General features: G+C 70.6%; 12 protein-coding genes. 4 read left to right on the top strand and 8 right to left on the bottom strand.

Annotated features, from left to right (window positions below):
* Window positions 1–426: 426 nt before the first annotated feature.
* Window positions 427–831 carry a cobalamin B12-binding domain-containing protein gene (locus tag FJK98_RS28275; protein ID WP_088645808.1) on the bottom strand — a complete coding sequence of 135 codons (405 nt, stop codon included), beginning with the start codon at window positions 829–831 and terminating at the stop codon, window positions 427–429.
* Window positions 832–1,216: 385 nt separating this feature from the next.
* Between FJK98_RS28275 and FJK98_RS28280 the strand changes: the two genes are divergently transcribed.
* The gene (locus tag FJK98_RS28280; RefSeq protein WP_145921671.1) at window positions 1,217–1,933 is read left to right on the top strand and encodes a M23 family metallopeptidase; all 717 of its coding nucleotides are present in this window, start codon (window positions 1,217–1,219) and stop codon (window positions 1,931–1,933) included.
* A gap of 265 nt (window positions 1,934–2,198) precedes the next feature.
* Window positions 2,199–3,041 (top strand): M23 family metallopeptidase, encoded by an 843-nt coding sequence (locus FJK98_RS28285; RefSeq protein WP_194823315.1) that lies wholly within the window; start codon window positions 2,199–2,201, stop codon window positions 3,039–3,041.
* A 58-nt stretch (window positions 3,042–3,099) separates the two neighbouring features.
* Here the strand turns inward: FJK98_RS28285 and pcrA are convergent, their stop codons facing one another.
* Complete coding sequence (gene pcrA / locus FJK98_RS28290) at window positions 3,100–5,502, bottom strand: DNA helicase PcrA (protein ID WP_145921672.1); 2,403 nt, start codon at window positions 5,500–5,502, stop codon at window positions 3,100–3,102.
* Between the two features lie 213 nt (window positions 5,503–5,715).
* Between pcrA and FJK98_RS28295 the strand changes: the two genes are divergently transcribed.
* The gene (locus tag FJK98_RS28295; RefSeq protein WP_145921673.1) at window positions 5,716–7,566 is read left to right on the top strand and encodes a bifunctional UDP-sugar hydrolase/5'-nucleotidase; all 1,851 of its coding nucleotides are present in this window, start codon (window positions 5,716–5,718) and stop codon (window positions 7,564–7,566) included.
* Between the two features lie 267 nt (window positions 7,567–7,833).
* Window positions 7,834–8,187 carry a chorismate mutase gene (locus tag FJK98_RS28300; protein ID WP_145921674.1) on the top strand — a complete coding sequence of 118 codons (354 nt, stop codon included), beginning with the start codon at window positions 7,834–7,836 and terminating at the stop codon, window positions 8,185–8,187.
* A gap of 143 nt (window positions 8,188–8,330) precedes the next feature.
* On the opposite strand, the gene FJK98_RS28305 is transcribed toward FJK98_RS28300, so the two are convergent.
* The 6 genes from FJK98_RS28305 to FJK98_RS28330 form a co-directional block, all read right to left on the bottom strand.
* Window positions 8,331–9,344 (bottom strand): ABC transporter ATP-binding protein, encoded by a 1,014-nt coding sequence (locus tag FJK98_RS28305; protein WP_145921675.1) that lies wholly within the window; start codon window positions 9,342–9,344, stop codon window positions 8,331–8,333.
* Window positions 9,337–10,365 carry an ABC transporter ATP-binding protein gene (locus FJK98_RS28310; RefSeq protein WP_145923048.1) on the bottom strand — a complete coding sequence of 343 codons (1,029 nt, stop codon included), beginning with the start codon at window positions 10,363–10,365 and terminating at the stop codon, window positions 9,337–9,339. The genes FJK98_RS28305 and FJK98_RS28310 overlap by 8 nt, the downstream gene beginning before the upstream one ends.
* 26 nt (window positions 10,366–10,391) lie before the next feature.
* A complete protein-coding gene (locus FJK98_RS28315) occupies window positions 10,392–11,363 on the bottom strand; it encodes an ABC transporter permease (protein WP_145921676.1) in 972 nt (323 codons plus the stop codon).
* A 75-nt stretch (window positions 11,364–11,438) separates the two neighbouring features.
* Window positions 11,439–12,365, bottom strand: coding sequence for an ABC transporter permease (locus tag FJK98_RS28320; RefSeq protein WP_088645799.1), 927 nt, complete (start codon window positions 12,363–12,365; stop codon window positions 11,439–11,441).
* A 155-nt stretch (window positions 12,366–12,520) separates the two neighbouring features.
* Window positions 12,521–14,161, bottom strand: coding sequence for an ABC transporter substrate-binding protein (locus FJK98_RS28325; RefSeq protein WP_145921677.1), 1,641 nt, complete (start codon window positions 14,159–14,161; stop codon window positions 12,521–12,523).
* Window positions 14,162–14,850: 689 nt separating this feature from the next.
* A complete protein-coding gene (locus FJK98_RS28330) occupies window positions 14,851–16,071 on the bottom strand; it encodes a thioester domain-containing protein (RefSeq protein WP_168222565.1) in 1,221 nt (406 codons plus the stop codon).
* Between the last annotated feature and the right edge of the window lie 148 nt (window positions 16,072–16,219).

Genomic DNA, 16,219 nt, shown 5'->3' on the forward strand with positions numbered 1-16,219 from the left:
CATCAGTTGAAACAGGCCATTGGCCGCAGCCTAGCGAGGTGGGCACCGGCGGCAACCGAGCGGGTGCGCGGTGTGCGGTAATGCACAGCGCGCCGTCGGCGACTCGCCGGTGACACAAATCGGTCCACAGGTTGTCCCACGTAACGCGTAACCCCACCGTACGGGCGTCGTTGAGTCTGATGTCGGAGCGCTGATCAGCGCGAAGACGGGAGCGGCCGATGCCCTGTCGGTCGAGGGGTGGCGGCGGGGCATCGTGCATAGAAGGGCCGGGCGTGTGAGGGGTGCGTCCGGCCCTTCACCCTGCCCGGATCCGGAAGCCCTCCCCAACCGGCCGCCGCCGGGGTCACCACACGACGGGACGGCGGCGGCCCGGAAACCGGTCCACCACCGTCGGCGTACGGGCGGGTGCGGGGCACCCGGAGGTCGTCAGGCGACCGGCTGGGCCACGTTGGCGCGGACCCACTCGACGATCGACTGGGTGGTCGCGCCGGGCGTGAAGATCTTCTTGACGCCGATCTCCACCAGCTCGGGGATGTCGGCGTCGGGGATGATGCCGCCGCCGAAGACGACCACGTCCCGCGCGTCCCGCTCGGCGAGCAGCTCCAGCACCCGGCGGAAGAGCGTCATGTGCGCGCCGGAGAGCACCGACAGGCCGACCGCGTCGGCGTCCTCCTGGATGGCGGTCTCGACGATCTGCTCCGGGGTCTGGTGCAGGCCGGTGTAGATGACCTCCATGCCCGCGTCACGCAGGGCACGCGCCACCACCTTGGCGCCCCGGTCGTGGCCGTCGAGGCCTGGCTTCGCGACGACTACCCGGATACGAGAGTTCATCAGCGCACACCCTTCACGGCTCCGCGGCTACCAGCTGAACGAACGGTAACCCGGCCCACCGGGGGTGGAGAACCCGGGCCGGACCCCTACCGTCCCGGCCCGCCCCCAGGAAGCCGGACGCCTCCGCCGATCGGTCACTGTGCGCGACGAACGGGCAGGAAGGGGGACAGCCGTCCGGCGTCTGCAGCTATGACAATGAGGGACGGAAAGGGACAGAACGAATCGCCGATTCGGGGGTCACGCTTGTGACCGGAGCGGCGGAGGGCTAACGTGTCCACGGTTGTCATCAGGTCCACGGACGGGTGATGACGCGATCAACGATCGTCGGGGCGGCTGCACCGATCGGTCGGAGGTTGCATCGGATCCCCGACAACGGAGGGTGTGCGTGCGCCAGCGCCTGTCGTCTGAGCCCGATAGATATCGCGGCCGTCGCCGCGTACCCACCCCCCCGCGGAGCCGCTACGCGGCGGTCGTGACCACCGCGTTCGTCGGCGCCGGGATCGTCGCGCTCGGCGCGGGGGCGATGCCGGACGCCAAGAGCGTCAGCCCGTCGGTCCTCGACGAGCTGCGGCAGGCCTCGATCACCAGCCAGGACGCGGCCGCCCGTGCCGACGCCGCCGACCGGGCCACCCGCAGCGACGCCCGGGACAGCCAGCCGGGCGTCAGCGAGCAGGACCCGTGGCTGCTGCCCATGCAGGGCTACGACTTCAACTCCCCGTACGGCATGCGCTGGGGCAAGCTGCACACCGGCATCGACCTGGTCGCGCCGGAGGGCACCCCCTACGTGGCCATCCACTCCGGCACGGTCACCAAGGCCGGCTGGTTCGGCGGCTACGGCTACGCGGTGATCGTGCAGCACGCCGACGGCAGCGAGGCCATCTACGGCCACTCCTCGGCGGTGAGCGTGCACGAGGGCCAGCAGGTGAAGGCGGGCGACCAGCTCGGCCTGGTCGGCAACACCGGCCACTCCTACGGCGCGCACCTGCACCTGGAGGTCCATGTCAAGGGCCAGCCCCTCGACCCGGTGCCGTGGCTCCAGGAGCGCGGAGTGGACATCAAGCTACAGGTCGAGGCGTACTACACCGAGGCAGCCGCTTCCTGACGCTCGGTAACGCCTGTTCACCGCCCGGATCTACGGATCCGGGCGGTTTTTCGTGCGGCCAAGTCTGCTGCGTCACACTCCGCAGTGTGACCGAGGGCACGCCCGGGTCACGCCGCGCAACGGGTCAGACGCCACCCCGACGGGACATAGCCGGTCAGGCGGCCGGGCGGCGTCGGCTACCGGCCGGTACCCGTACCCGCCCCGGCGCACGTCGGCACCCAGGATGGTCCGGGTCCGAAACCCCCTGAGTAGTTGAAGGTCCACCGTGCAGGAAGACAACAACCGCCCGGACGACGGCAGCACCCGCGACCACAGCACCGCCCCCACCAGCCCCGGCGCACGCCTCTCGGCCGCCGTCGTCCGGCACCGGCGGCGTCACCCGCGTGGCGTACGCGTCCTGGCCGTCGGCACCGTCGCGCTGGTCGGCCTCGGCCTGGCCGGGGTCGCCACGGCCACCCTGAACCGGGACGACGCCCCCGAACCGGCGGCCGTCGCGCTCGACGCCCGGGAGCGGGCCGAGGCCGCCGCCCGCGCCGACCGGTCCGCCCGCGAGTCGGCCGCCCCGGCCAGCCCCACCGCCGTGCCGACCCCCACCAGCGCCAGCCCCACCCCGACGGCCACGGCGACCCGGAAGGCCGCCGCGAAGCCGAAGGTCACCGCGAAGCCGAAGGTCACCGCCAGGAAGACGACCACGCCGAAGCCGAAGCCGTCCTGGGTGATCCCGATGGCCGGGGCCACGATCACCTCCTGCTACGGCCCACGAGGGGGTGCCCTGCACGCCGGCATCGACTTCGCCCTGCCGGCCGGCACCCCGATCCACGCCGCCGCAGCCGGCACCGTGGTCAAGGCCGGCGACGTCGGCGACGGCTACGGCATCTCGGTCTTCATCGACCACGGCAACGGCTACCTGACCCACTACGCCCACCAGAGCAGCGTGAAGGTCGCCGTCGGGGACCGGGTCGGCGTCGGCGAGGTGATCGGCTACGAGGGCTCCACCGGCGACTCCACCGGCCCCCACCTGCACTTCGAGGTGCACCAGGGGCAGATGTGGAACCAGATCGACCCGGCGCCGTTCCTGCGCGCCCGGGGCATCGACGTGGCCTGCTGAGCCGTACCGTCGACGGGCCCGGCCCGGCAGCACGCCGGACCGGGCCCGTCGACGTCGGTCAGAGCTTGTCGAGCGGGGCGTGCCGCAGCACCAGCCACATGGTCTGGTCGCCGAAGTCGATCTGCGCGCGGGCGCTCGGCCCGTGGCCCTCGACCGCGAGCACCCGCCCCAGGCCGTAGCGCTGGTGGTTGACCCGGTCGCCGGCCGACACCTTCGGCCCCTGCGGCAGCTCGCTGGCGGTGGCCAGCCGGCTGGCGTCCACCCCGAGCCGTTTCGCCAGCTCCGCCGCCCTCGGGGTGCCCCCGGTGAAGCCGCCACGCCCGCCGGGCGCGCGGTCCGCGCGACCGCCGACGCCGCCGCCCCCACCGGCCCACGAGGTGTACGTCCCCTCGGTGCGCTCCCAGCGGACCAGCTCCGGCGGCAACTCCTCCAGGAACCGCGACGGCGGGTTGTACGACGGCTGCCCCCAGGCCGAACGGGTGACCGCCCGGGACAGGTAGAGCCGCTGCCGGGCCCGGGTGATGCCCACGTACGCCAGCCGCCGCTCCTCCTCCAGCTCCCGGGTGTCGCCCAGCGACCGCAGGTGGGGGAAGACGCCGTCCTCCAGACCGGTCAGGAACACCACCGGGAACTCCAGGCCCTTGGCGGTGTGCAGGGTCATGAGCGTCACGACACCCTGATGGTCGGGGTCGTCGGAGGGGATCTGGTCGGCGTCGGCGACCAGCGCCACCTGCTCCAGGAAACCGGCCAGGGTGGCCCGCTCGTCGTCGGCGCCCAGCGCCTCGATCCGCTCGGTGTACTCCCGGGCGACGCTGACCAGTTCCTGGAGGTTGTCGACCCGGCCGGCGTCCTGCGGGTCGAGACTCTCCTCCAGCTCGGTCAGGTAGCCCGACCGGGTCAGCAGCGCCTCCAGCACCTCCTCCGGGGTGCCCTCCTCGGCCAGCTCGCGCGCGCCGTCGAGCAGCGCGACGAACTCGCCGATCGCGTTGGCGGCCCGGGTGGAGATGCCCGGCGCGTCCCGGGCCCGGCGCAGCGCCGCTCCGAAGGAGATCCGCTCCCGGCTGGACAGCGCCTCGACGCACGCCTCGGCCCGGTCGCCGATGCCCCGGCGCGGGGTGTTCAGCACCCGACGGAGGCTGACCGTGTCGTCGTCGTTGACCACCGCGCGCAGGTAGGCCAGCGCGTCGCGGACCTCCTTGCGCTCGTAGAAGCGCACCCCGCCGACCACCTTGTAGGGCAGGCCGACCCGGATGAACACCTCCTCGAAGACCCGGGACTGGGCGTTGGTGCGGTAGAAGACGGCGACGTCGCCGGGGCGGGTCTCCCCCGCGTCGACCAGCCGGTCGACCTCCCGGCCCACCCAGTCGGCCTCGGCGTGCTCGGTGTCGGCGACGTACCCGACGATCTGCTCACCCGCCCCGGCGTCGCTCCACAGCCGCTTGGGCTTGCGGGAGGTGTTCCGGTCGATCACCGCGTTGGCGGCGTTGAGGATGGTCTGGGTGGAACGGTAGTTCTGCTCCAGCAGGATCGTCCGGGCGTCGGTGAAGTCCCGCTCGAACTCCAGGATGTTGCGGATCGTGGCGCCCCGGAACGCGTAGATCGACTGGTCGGCGTCGCCGACCACGCACAGCTCGGCCGGCGCGACCCCCTCGGTGCCGGCGACCAGCTCCTTGATCAGGGTGTACTGCGCGTGGTTGGTGTCCTGGTACTCGTCGACCAGGACGTGCCGGAACCGGCGACGGTAGCTCTCGGCGACGTGCGGGTGCGACTGGAGCAGGTGCACCGTCGTCATGATCAGGTCGTCGAAGTCCAGCGCGTGCGCCTCCCGCAGCCGCCGCTGGTAGAGCGTGTACGCCTCGGCCAGGGCCCGCTCGTTGGGCCCCTTGGCCCGGCCGGCGAACTCCTCCGGGTCGACCAGCTCGTTCTTCAGGTTGGACACCTGGGCGGCCAGCCCCCGGGCCGGGTAGCGCTTCGGGTCGAGATCCAGCTCCCGGGCGACCAACTGCATCAACCGGCGGGAGTCGTCGGCGTCGTAGATGGAGAAGGTCGACTTCAGGCCGGCGTGCTCGTGCTCGGCCCGCAGGATGCGCACGCAGGCGGAGTGGAACGTCGACACCCACATCAGCCGGGCGCGCGGGCCGACCAGGTGGGCGACCCGCTCCTTCATCTCACCGGCGGCCTTGTTGGTGAAGGTGATCGCGATGATCTCGCCGGGGTGGACGTCCCGCGCGGCGAGCAGGTAGGCGATCCGGTGGGTGAGCACCCGGGTCTTGCCGGACCCGGCCCCGGCCACGATCAGCAGTGGCGAGCCGGAATGGGTGACCGCGTCCCGTTGGGGGCCGTTCAGGCCCTCCACCAGGGCCTGCGGGTCGAGGCGGTGGGCGGGGCCGGGCCGGCGCGGCGGAACCGACGCGGGCTCGGGCGCGGGCGGGGACGCGGGGATGTCGAAGAGAGGATGCATCGCACGGCGAGTCTATGCCGTCGGGCCGACACTTCCCGCCCGCGCACGCCCGGAACGGACGTGCCCGCCATCGCCCGAACGACGGGGCCGGCGACCGGTCCGGACTGAGACGAACCTGTCACGGTGGCCCCACTGGCATCTTCCGCCCCGAGGCGCGACGATGACCCGGGAAATCCCCGCCTGCTCCCCCGTAGACGACTTGGGAGAACAACCATGAGTCAACCGCGCTCGCGCGGTCGGGCCGTGCTGCGTCACCTCGCCGCGCCGGCCCTCGCCCTGGCCGTCGTGGCCAGCCTGCCCATCACCGGCCGCGCCACCACGCCGCCGGCCGACGCCGCCCCCGGGGCCGGCCTCGCCCCGGTCGCCGTCTCGTACGCCACCGCGACGGGTGGCGAGGTCAAGGGCCAGTTCCTCAGCTACAACGACTTCCACGGCGCGATCGACCCGCCCGGCGGCAGCGGCGCCACCGTCAACGGCACCCCCGCCGGCGGGGTGGAGTACCTCGCCACCTGGCTGAAGAAGCTGCGGGCCGAGGCGAAGGCCGAGGGCCGGGTCACCACCACCGTCGGCGCCGGCGACCTGATCGGAGCCACCCCGCTGGTCAGCGCCGCGTTCCACGACGAGCCCACCATCGAGCTGATGGACCAGGTCGGCCTCGACGTCAGCTCGGTCGGCAACCACGAGTTCGACGAGGGCGTCAAGGAGCTGCTCCGGATCAACAAGGGCGGCTGCCACCCGGTCGACGGCTGCCAGGACGGCGACGGCTTCGCCGGGGCGAAGTTCACCTACCTCGCCGCCAACACCATCAACAAGAAGACCAAGCTGCCGATCCTGCCCCCGATCGACGTGAAGTTCGTCGGCGGCGTGCCGGTCGGCTTCGTCGGGGTCACCCTGGAGGGCACCCCGGGCATCGTCAACCCGGCCGGCATCAAGGACGTCACCTTCACCGACGAGGTGCAGACCGCCAACAAGTGGGGCGGTCTGCTCAAGCTGTTCGGCGTCAAGGCGATGGTGCTGCTGGTGCACGAGGGTGGCGCGCAGTCCGCGCCGCCGGCCACCCCGGGCGTCTCCGACTGCGCCAACTTCTCCGGCCCGATCGTCGACATCGTCAAGGGCCTGCGGCCGGAGTTCGGCGTGGTGGTCTCCGGGCACACCCACCGCTTCTACTCCTGCTCGCTGCCGAACTCCTCGGGCAAGCCGAGCGTGGTCACCAGCGCCGGCAACAACGGCCAGCTGGTCACCGACATCGACTACTCGCTGAACCGGCGTACCGGCCGGTTCAGCGCCATCACCGCGAAGAACGTGATCGTGGAGAACGGTGTCCGCAACGCCGACGGCAGCTGGCAGCAGACCGGCGGGGTGTTCGCCAAGAACCCGGCGCTGGTCGACGCGGGCGCGAAGGCGCTGGCCGACAAGTACCGCACGGCGGTCGCCCCGATCGCCAACCGGGTGGTCGGGAAGATCAGCGCCGACATCGTCCGGGACGCCCGGCCCAACGGGGAGAGCCCGCTGGGTGACGTCATCGCCGACGCGCAGCTGGCGTACACGAAGGGCGACGGGGCGCAGCTCGCGCTGATGAACCCGGGCGGCGTCCGGGCCTCCCTGTCGTACGGGGCGTCGGCCGGTGGCGAGGCGCCGGGCGAGGTGACCTACGGCGAGGCGTTCACCGTGCAGCCGTTCAACAACCTGGTGGTCACCCAGACGTTCACCGGCGCGCAGCTCAAGAACGTGCTGGAGCAGCAGTTCGTCGGTTTCAAGGGGCAGACCACCCAGCGCATCCTCCAGCCGTCGGCCGGGCTGACCTACTCGTACGACAGCACCGCGCCGGCCGGCTCGCGGGTCAGCGCGCTGGCCCTGAACGGCACCCCGGTCGACCCGGCGGCCAGCTTCCGGGTCACCACGAACGACTTCCTCGCCAACGGCGGGGACGGGTTCACCGAGCTGGCGGGCGGCACCGGCCGGACCACCGCCCCCGGCTTCGACGTGGACGCCCTGGTGGCCTACCTGGGTGCCGGCGCGCCGGTCGCCCCCACGGCGGCGGACCGCATCACCCGGCTGGGCTGACCGGCGGGAAGGGCCCCTCGTCGGCGCGTCCGCGCGGCGACGGGCGGGCCCTTCCCTCGGCCGTCCGGGTGCTTGCGCGGCCGGTCACCGGTCGGCATACTCGACGACGTGATCGAGCGGCGGTTCTTCTTTTACTACGGCACCGGGAGTCCGGCAGCCGTGGGTCGCGCCTGATCGACAGACCTACGAAAGCCCCGGGCTCGGAGAGCCCGGGGCTTTTTCGTCCCGGGATCCGAACACCGGGCCCGAGACCCGAGGGGTACGACGATGATGACTGACGTGGTGGAGTCCAGCGGTGGCCCCGCGCGGCACGACGATCCGGCCGGGGCGGACCCGACCGGGGCCGCGGCCGCCCGTACCGGCACCGGCGACACGGTGGCGGCCGAGCGGATCGTGGCGATCAGGGAACGGATCGACGAGATCGACCGTACGCTGATTGCCCTCTGGCAGGAGCGGGCGGCGCTGTCCCAGGAGGTCGGGGCGACCCGGATGGCCTCCGGGGGCACCCGGCTGGTGCTCTCCCGGGAGCGGGAGATCCTGGAGCGTTTCCGCAGCGAGCTGGGGGCCGACGGCACCCAGCTGGCGCTGCTGCTGCTGCGGGCCGGGCGCGGGCCGCTGTAACGGCGACCCGGCGGGCGTGGGGCGCCGTAGCGGCACCCGGGTGGACGCGGGCCGCTGTTAGGGGCGCCGGGGGCGTGGGCCGTGGTGGAACGACGAACCGCCTGCCGCCGTCGGGTGGACGGTGGCAGGCGGCCCGGGTGGTGTCACGCCTCGTGCGTGGCGACGATCTCCCGCTTCTCGGCGAAGTGGCAGGCGCTCGGGTGGTCCGAGCCCGACCGGATCTCCAGCAGCGGCGGCTGCTCGGCGCAGACGTCCTGCGCCTTCCAGCACCGGGTCCGGAACCGGCAGCCCGACGGCGGGCTGATCGGCGACGGCACGTCGCCGGTGAGCCGGATGATCGCCTTGTTCTCCCGCAGCGTCGGGTCCGGCACCGGCACCGCCGACAGCAGCGCCTGGGTGTACGGGTGGGTCGGCCGCTCGTAGATCTCGTCCTCGGTGCCGATCTCCACGATCTTGCCGAGGTACATCACCGCGACCCGGTCGGAGAGGTGCCGGACCACCGACAGGTCGTGCGCGATGAACACGTACGACAGGCCCAGCTCGTTCTGGAGCTTCTCCAGCAGGTTCATCACCTGGGCCTGGATCGAGACGTCCAGGGCGGAGACCGGCTCGTCGCAGACGATCACCTCGGGGCGCAGGGCGAGCGCGCGGGCGATGCCGATCCGCTGCCGCTGGCCGCCGGAGAACTGGTGCGGGTACCGGTTGATGTGCTCCGGGTTGAGGCCGACCAGGTCGAGCAGTTCCTTGACCTTGTCCCGGCGGCTGCCCCGCGGCGCGACCTCCGGGTGGATCTCGAACGGCTCGCCGATCAGGTCACCGACGGTCATCCGGGGGTTCAGCGAGGTGTACGGGTCCTGCATCACCAGCTGGATCTGCCGGCGCAGCCGCCGCAGCGCGCCACCGGAGAGCTTGGCGATGTCCTGGCCCTTGTAGTGCACCGTGCCGGCGGTCGGCTTCTCCAGGTTCATCAGCACCCGGCTCAGCGTCGACTTGCCGCAGCCCGACTCACCGACCACGCCCAGCGTCTCGCCCGCCTTCAGGTCGAACGAGACGCCGTCGACGGCCTTGACCTGGCCGATGGTCTTCTTGAACACGATGCCCCGGGTGACCGGGTAGTGCTTGACCAGGTCACGGACTTCGATGATGTTGTCAGTCACGGTTCACCAGCTCCTCGGCGAAGTGGCAGGCGCTGGCCCGACCGGTGCCGATCTGCAACAGCGGGGGGACGGTCTCCCGGCACACCGGCTGCGCCATCGGGCAGCGCGGGTTGAACGGGCAGCCCGGCGGGATGTTCATCAGGTTCGGCGGGAGGCCCTTGATGGTGCGGAGCTGCTGCCCCTTCTCGTCCAGCCGGGGGATCGAGTCGAGCAGGCCGAGGGTGTACGGGTGCGCCGGCTTGGCGTACAGGTCGTAGACGTCGGCTTCCTCGACGATCCGGCCGGCGTACATGACCGCGATCCGGTCCGCGACGTCGGCGACCACGCCGAGGTCGTGGGTGATCAGGATCATGCCCATCCGGCGTTCCCGCTGGAGTTCGCCGAGCAGGTCCATGATCTGGGCCTGCACGGTCACGTCCAGCGCGGTGGTCGGCTCGTCGGCGATCAGCACCTCGGGGTCGAGCGCCAGCGACATCGCGATCATCGCGCGCTGCCGCATGCCGCCGGAGAACTGGTGCGGGAAGTTGCTGAACCGGCCCTTGGCGTTCGGGATCTTGACCTGGTCGAGCATCTCGATCGCGCGCTTCTTGGCGTCGGAACGGCTCATCCCGCGTCGGATGCGGAACTGCTCGGCGATCTGGAACCCGACGGTGAAGACCGGGTTCAGCGCGGAGAGCGAGTCCTGGAAGATCATCGCGATGCCCTCGCCACGGATGCGGCGACGTTCCTCGGCGGACATGGTGAGCATGTCCTTGCCGTGGAAGCGGACCTGACCGCCGGTGACGAAGCCGGGCGGCATGTCCAGGATGCCCATGATGGTCTGCGCGGTGACGCTCTTACCGGAGCCGGACTCGCCGAGCACGGCGAGGGTCTCCCCCGCGTCGACGTGGTAAGTCACTCCGTTGATGACCTTGGCGACGCCGTCCCGGGTGCGGAACTCCACCCGCAGGTCGTCGACCTCGAGCAGCCGACCGGAGGGGCGGCCGGATCCGTCGGCACCGGGCGCGGACTGCTCGGACACGAGAATGTCGGACAACTCAGTCTCCCCTATCGGAGCTTCGGGTCGAGGGCCTCGCGGACCGCCTCGCCGAGCATGACGAAGCTCAGCACGGCGGTGACGAGGAACGCGGAGGGGAAGAAGAGCAGGAAGGGCGAGACCCGGAGATAGTTCTGCGCTTCATTGATCATGATGCCCCAGGAGACCACCGGGCTCTGCAGGCCGATGCCCAGGAAGGAGAGGGTGGCCTCGGCGCCGATGAAGGAGCCGATCATGATCGTCCCGTAGACCAGCAGCGGCGCCAGGCAGTTCGGCAGCAGGTGCTTGAAGATGATCCGACCGGTGCTGGCACCCATCGCCCGGGCGGCCACGATGTAGTCGGCCTCCTTCGTGGCGAGCACCGAGGACCGCATCAGCCGCATGACCACCGGCCAGCTCAGCAGCACCAACGAGCCGATCACCAGGAACTTGATCTCCCACTCGCTGTTGTTGGAGCCGGCACCGTTGAAGGTGGTCAGGATGACGATCGCGCCGAGCACGAACGGCAGGCCGAAGAAGATGTCGGTGACCCGGGAGAGCAGGCCGTCGATCCAGCCGCCCTTGTAACCGGCGATGACGCCGATCGTCCCACCGATCAGCAGGGTGCCGATCGTGGAGAGCAGCGAGACCACGATCGAGGCGTTGGCCCCGTAGATCACCCGGGCGTAGACGTCGCGGCCCTGCACGTCGTAGCCGAACCAGGCGTCGGACGACGGCTCGACCCGGCTGCGGGCCAGCACACCGTCGGTCGGGTTGCCGGAGGTGAACAGCGACGGGAAGGTCGACATCACCACGAAGAGCACGATGAAGACGGCGGAGATCCAGAACAGCGGCTTGCGACGCAGGTCGAGCCAGGCGTCGCCGAGCAGGCTACGCGGCTTCTCCTTCTTGTCCGCCGGGCCGGCGGGGGCCGGGGAGCTTGCCTCGGTCAACTGCTCGGGACGGGGCGTGCTCACGATCGAAGCGGCACTCGGGTCGCTCATGCCTGCACCTCGCTGCGCTCGGCGCCGGCCTGGTTGCCCGCGCACACTGCAATGACGGTTCGTTCGCTGCTGCGCTCACTCATAGCGGATCCTCGGGTCCAACGCGGCGTAGAGCAGGTCCACGAGCAGATTCATCACCAGGTAGACGAGCACCAGCACGACCACGATGGAGACAACGGTAGCGCTCTCCTTGGTGACGATCGCCCGCAGCACGGTGCGGCCGATGCCGTTGATGCCGAAGATGCCCTCGGTGATGATCGCGCCACCCATCAGGGCGCCGAGGTCGGTGCCGAGCAGGGTCACCACCGGGATCAGCGAGTTGCGCAGCAGGTGGATACCGACCACCCGGCGCATCGGCAGCCCCTTGGCGATCGCGGTACGCACGTAGTCGGCCCGGCGGTTCTCCGCGATGCTGGTACGCGACACCCGGGCGATGTACGCCATCGACGCGCTGCCCAGCACGAAGCCCGGTAGGAGCAGTTCGGAGATCCGCATCTCGTTGGAGACGGTCGGCTTGACGATGCCCAGCTTCACACCGAAGAACCACTGGAGCACGAAGCCGACCACGAAGACCGGCAGCGCGATCAGGAAGAGCGTGGAGACGAGGACCAGGTTGTCCAGGAAGCCGTTGCGGCGCAGGCCGGTGAGCACACCGGCGGTGAGGCCGATGACACCCTCGATGATCAGGGCCACCAGGGCCAGCTTGAGGGTGTTCGGGTAGGCGGTGGAGATGATCTCGCCGACGTCGCGCCCCGACCAGGTGGTCCCGAAGTCGCCTTGCAGGAGGTTCTTCATGTAGGTGGCGTACTGCACGAACCAGGGCTGATCCAGCTGGAACTTCTCGGTCATCATGGCCCGGTAGTTGTCCGGGCAGCCACGGTCACCGCACTTGCCGGCGAACGGGTCCCCGGGGACCTTCCACACCAGCAGGTAGATCATCAGCGTCGTCCCGATGAACACCGGGACGAGTTGGAGCAGCCGTCTCACCAGATAACGGCCCATGGGGTGGTCCTCCTGACAAGGGGTGTGCCGGGGGCGGGGGTGCGGCCGACACGGGTGGCGACAACGTGGCGAGGGATGGGGTGCACCCACTCGCGGAACGGCCCCGGGTCGGGCTCACCGGTAGGCGAGCCCGACCCGGGGTCAGACCGTTCGGATCAGAGCTCGACGGAGGTGATGTCGAGCTCGCCGACGTTGGTCAGCTCCATCTTCTTGATCTTCTCGGAGTGACCGGACTGCTGGCCACCGAAGTAGATCGGCATCGACGGAACGTCCTGGTCGATCTTCTCGACCGCCTTGGCGAACAGCTCGTGCGAGGCCTCCAGGCTCGGGGCGGAGCTGGCCTGCTTGGCCAGGGCGTCCACCTCGGGGTTGCTGTAGAGACCGTCGTTCGAGGAGCCACCGGTCACGTAGAGCGGGTTGACCCAGTTCTCGACGTCCGGGTAGTCCTGCTGCCAACCGGCGCGGTAGGCGCCGTCCATCTTGTGGGCGTTGATGTTCTGCCGGAAGACCGCGAAGGTCGGCACACCGACGGCGACCGCGTCGATACCCAGGTTGGTCTTGATCTGCTGGGCGACGGCCTCCATCCAGTCCTTGTGGCTGGCGTCGGCGTTGTAGTACATCTTCAGCTGCCCGGTGAAGCCACCGGCCTCGGTCAGCAGGGTCTTGGCCTGGGCCACGTCGAAGGCGCACGCGGTGCAGTTGCCCGGCTTGGCGCCCGGGGTCAGCGGGTTGGCCCAGCTGTCGGCCGGCTTGCGGTTACCGAAGAAGATCTTGTCGGTGATCTCCTGCCGGTTGATCGACAGCGAGATCGCCTTGCGCAGCTTGGCGTTCTGGAAGCGCTTGTCGTAGATCGGGAACGCGATGATGCCGGTGGACGGCGTGGTCGACGGGATCGCCCGGTCGGCCAGGTCGGCCTTCCACTTGTCGCCGGCCAGCGAGGAGACCGGAACCTGCTGCTGGAAGTCCAGGTTGTTGGAGACCAGGTCGTTGTAGGCCGCCGTGTCGTCCTGGTAGATCTTGACGGTGACGTCCTTGATCTTCATCTTGTCGCGCAGGTTGTAGTCGTCGAACCGCGTCAGCTTGATCGCGACGTTGTTCTCCCACGAGACGAAGCTGACCGGGCCGTTACCGATCGGCTTCTTGCCGAAGGCCTCGGCGCCCTGCGAGAAGAAGGCGTCCGGCAGCGGCATGAAGGTGCTGTAGCCGAGCTTGGTCGGGAACACGGCGGTCGGCGCGGCGAGCGTGACCTCGAAGTTCCAGTCGTCGACGACCTTGAGGCCGGACATCTCCTTGGCCTTGGGCTCGGGGGCCTTCTTCGGGCCGTCGCCGTCCGGGTCGGAGGTGTTGACGTCGGCGAAGCCGGCGATGTCGGCGAAGAAGCTGGCGTTCTGCGCGCCGTTCGGCGAGTACGCGCCCCAGTTCCAGGCGTCCACGAAGTTCTTGGCCTTGACGACGGTGCCGTCGTGGAACTTCGTGTTCTGCTTGATCTTGATCTTGTAGACCTTGGAGTCGCTGGTCTCGATCGACTCGGCCAGCGCGTTCTGCGGCGCGCCACCGTTGTTCGGGTACTCGACCAGGCCGGTCCAGAGCCAGTCGATGATCTTGCCGCCACCGGTCTCGGTGGTGTTCGCCGGAACCAGGGGGTTCTCCGGCTCGGTGCCGTCGACGACGATGGCACCGTCCGAGCTGCTGGCGCTGCCGCCTTCGTCGTCGTTGCCGCTGGAGCAGCCGGACGCGATGAGCGCGAACGCCGCACCCATCGCGATGGCGCCGCTCGCCCGCTTCGAGACTCTCATTCCGAGGGGCCTCCTCTTTCTAACCTGGTTCCGTCGTGGGTTTCACGCACGTTGGGGGGTGACACCGCACGGCGATCCTGTGTTGCGGATCACCGGTTACCGCAGAGAAATCGGGACACCCCAGGGGGACCGATCCGCCGGGCCACCGCACTCCCGCACTCGGCTCCCGGGCAGGCTCGACGACCACGATCCGCGCCATGGGCAGCGGTGACGTGGTCGGTCGGGACACACGGGTGCCTCACGTCAGGGGTGAGGTGCTGCCACTGTGACACCCACCGGCCCATTACGTGAAGGTGCCGTTATCAAGCCGTTAGTTGCCCGCCATGTTGCCGATACTTGAGAAAAGATCATGAGATGCCCTGGTCGTACCGCTCTGAGCAGGAAAGACAGCAAGTCTGCCCCACCAGGTGGTGACCGGCGGGTAGCAAGTGTGAGCTTTCCCGCCGTCCGGTCGAGGCGGTTCGACGTCCACCGAGAGTTGGCCGATTTCGACCATCCGGATGATGGTGCCTTCCGCCGGGCGGAGGCAAGTCCCGCCCGGCCGGCCGACGACACCGGCGCAGGTCCGCGCCGGCTCGTCCGGACGCCGCCACCACGTGCCGACGCCGCCCCACCGGGGCCGGACCGGCCCGGCCGAGACGGGCCGGCCCCGGCACCGTTGCGGTGCCGGGGCCGGAGGTACCCGTACCTCAGACGGTGAAGCGGATCCGGCGACGGCGGACCAGCAGCACGGCCACCGCGCCGAACGCGAGCAGGGCCATCCCGGCCAGGGCGGCCAGCGCGATCGGCGACCCGGTCAGCGGCAGCCCACCGCCGTTGCTGGCCGGCGAGGTCGACGGAGCAGGGCTGGCCGGCGGCGACGAGGACTCCGCCGGGGTCGACGGCGACGGGGACGCCGCCGAGGGCGACGGCGACGGGGACGCCGCCGAGGGCGACGGGGACGGCGTCGGCGACCCGGACGGCGAGGCCGACGGCGACGGCGAGGCCGGGGCGGCGGCGAAGGTCGCCGCCGCGTCGGCGGTGACCGAGGTGCCGGTGCTGCCACCCAGGATCAGCTTCTGCTTGGCGTTCTTGCCGCCGGAGAAGAGGAAGACCCGCCCGAACGAGACCGAGTCCGGGGCGGAGACGGTCACCGTGACCCGGCCGGCGGCGGTGGCGGTCAGCCAGAACCGGCCGCCGTTGGTGGTCGTGTCGACCGGACGCCCCTCGGCGTCGACGGCGCTGCCGCCCTCGACCTTCAGCGCGATCTCCCCGGCCGGTCCGTGCACGGTGAACGGCCCGGCCCGCCCGCCGGTGGTCGCGGTGGCCGAGGCCGGGTCCAGGCTCAGCTCGGCCTTCGGCTCCGGCTGGTCGGTGGCGTTGCGCACCAGGTAGTCGTGCACCCGCCGGATCACGTCGTACTCGGCGGCGGCGGTCAGCCCCCGCTCCCAGTCACCCAGGGTGATGCCGTCGCTGAAATGCCAGACGGCCGTCTGGGTGCCGAAGTAGAGCAGCGCGTCACGCCGCGAGTCGGGCAGCCCGGCGGGCAGGCTCGCCCCGGCCGCCGCGAGCAGCTTCGCCCGGTCGGCGTTCGGGTAGCCGTGGGTGAGCACCCACTGCACCCGGCCGAGGTTCTTCACCTCCGACTCGTCCCAGCTGCCCTCGGCGTACTCGCCGTTGCGGGCCACCGGGGTGTGGAAGTCGATGCAGAAGACCGGCACGGTGCCGTCCTTCAGCTCCAGGGCCAGCGCCGAGGTCTTCTGCGCCCGACCGTCCAGCTTCAGCGTGACGCTGGTGCCCGGCACCGCCCGCGCCACGCCCTTCGTCGCCGGCTCGGCGGCGGCCGGACCGGCTGCGGCGAGCACCAGCGCGCCACCGGTGACGAGCGCCGTGGCGATACCCGCCCAGCGTCGTCCTCGTTCTCCGAACATCAGTTCCGTGCACCTCTCCCCAGGGGTGGGCCCGCTACCGGCGGGCCTGCGTGCGTCGCCGTCCCGCGGGGTCGTGACACCACCCGCACGCGCGAAGGCGACGGGGCATTATGCGACACGAATTGATCTCTTGTCAGCCCTGGGGTGA

The organism is Micromonospora sp. HM134 (assembly GCF_007833915.1).
GTDB classification, from domain to species: Bacteria; Actinomycetota; Actinomycetes; order Mycobacteriales; family Micromonosporaceae; genus Micromonospora; species Micromonospora wenchangensis.

Coding starts and splice junctions, on each gene's coding strand:
- FJK98_RS28325 (WP_145921677.1), bottom strand. CDS start 14,161: ATGAGAGTCTCGAAGCGGGCGAGCGGCGCCATCGCGATGGGTGCGGCG.
- FJK98_RS28295 (WP_145921673.1), top strand. CDS start 5,716: ATGAGTCAACCGCGCTCGCGCGGTCGGGCCGTGCTGCGTCACCTCGCC.
- FJK98_RS28315 (WP_145921676.1), bottom strand. CDS start 11,363: ATGAGCGACCCGAGTGCCGCTTCGATCGTGAGCACGCCCCGTCCCGAG.
- pcrA (WP_145921672.1), bottom strand. CDS start 5,502: ATGCATCCTCTCTTCGACATCCCCGCGTCCCCGCCCGCGCCCGAGCCC.
- FJK98_RS28330 (WP_168222565.1), bottom strand. CDS start 16,071: ATGTTCGGAGAACGAGGACGACGCTGGGCGGGTATCGCCACGGCGCTC.
- FJK98_RS28320 (WP_088645799.1), bottom strand. CDS start 12,365: ATGGGCCGTTATCTGGTGAGACGGCTGCTCCAACTCGTCCCGGTGTTC.
- FJK98_RS28300 (WP_145921674.1), top strand. CDS start 7,834: ATGATGACTGACGTGGTGGAGTCCAGCGGTGGCCCCGCGCGGCACGAC.
- FJK98_RS28275 (WP_088645808.1), bottom strand. CDS start 831: ATGAACTCTCGTATCCGGGTAGTCGTCGCGAAGCCAGGCCTCGACGGC.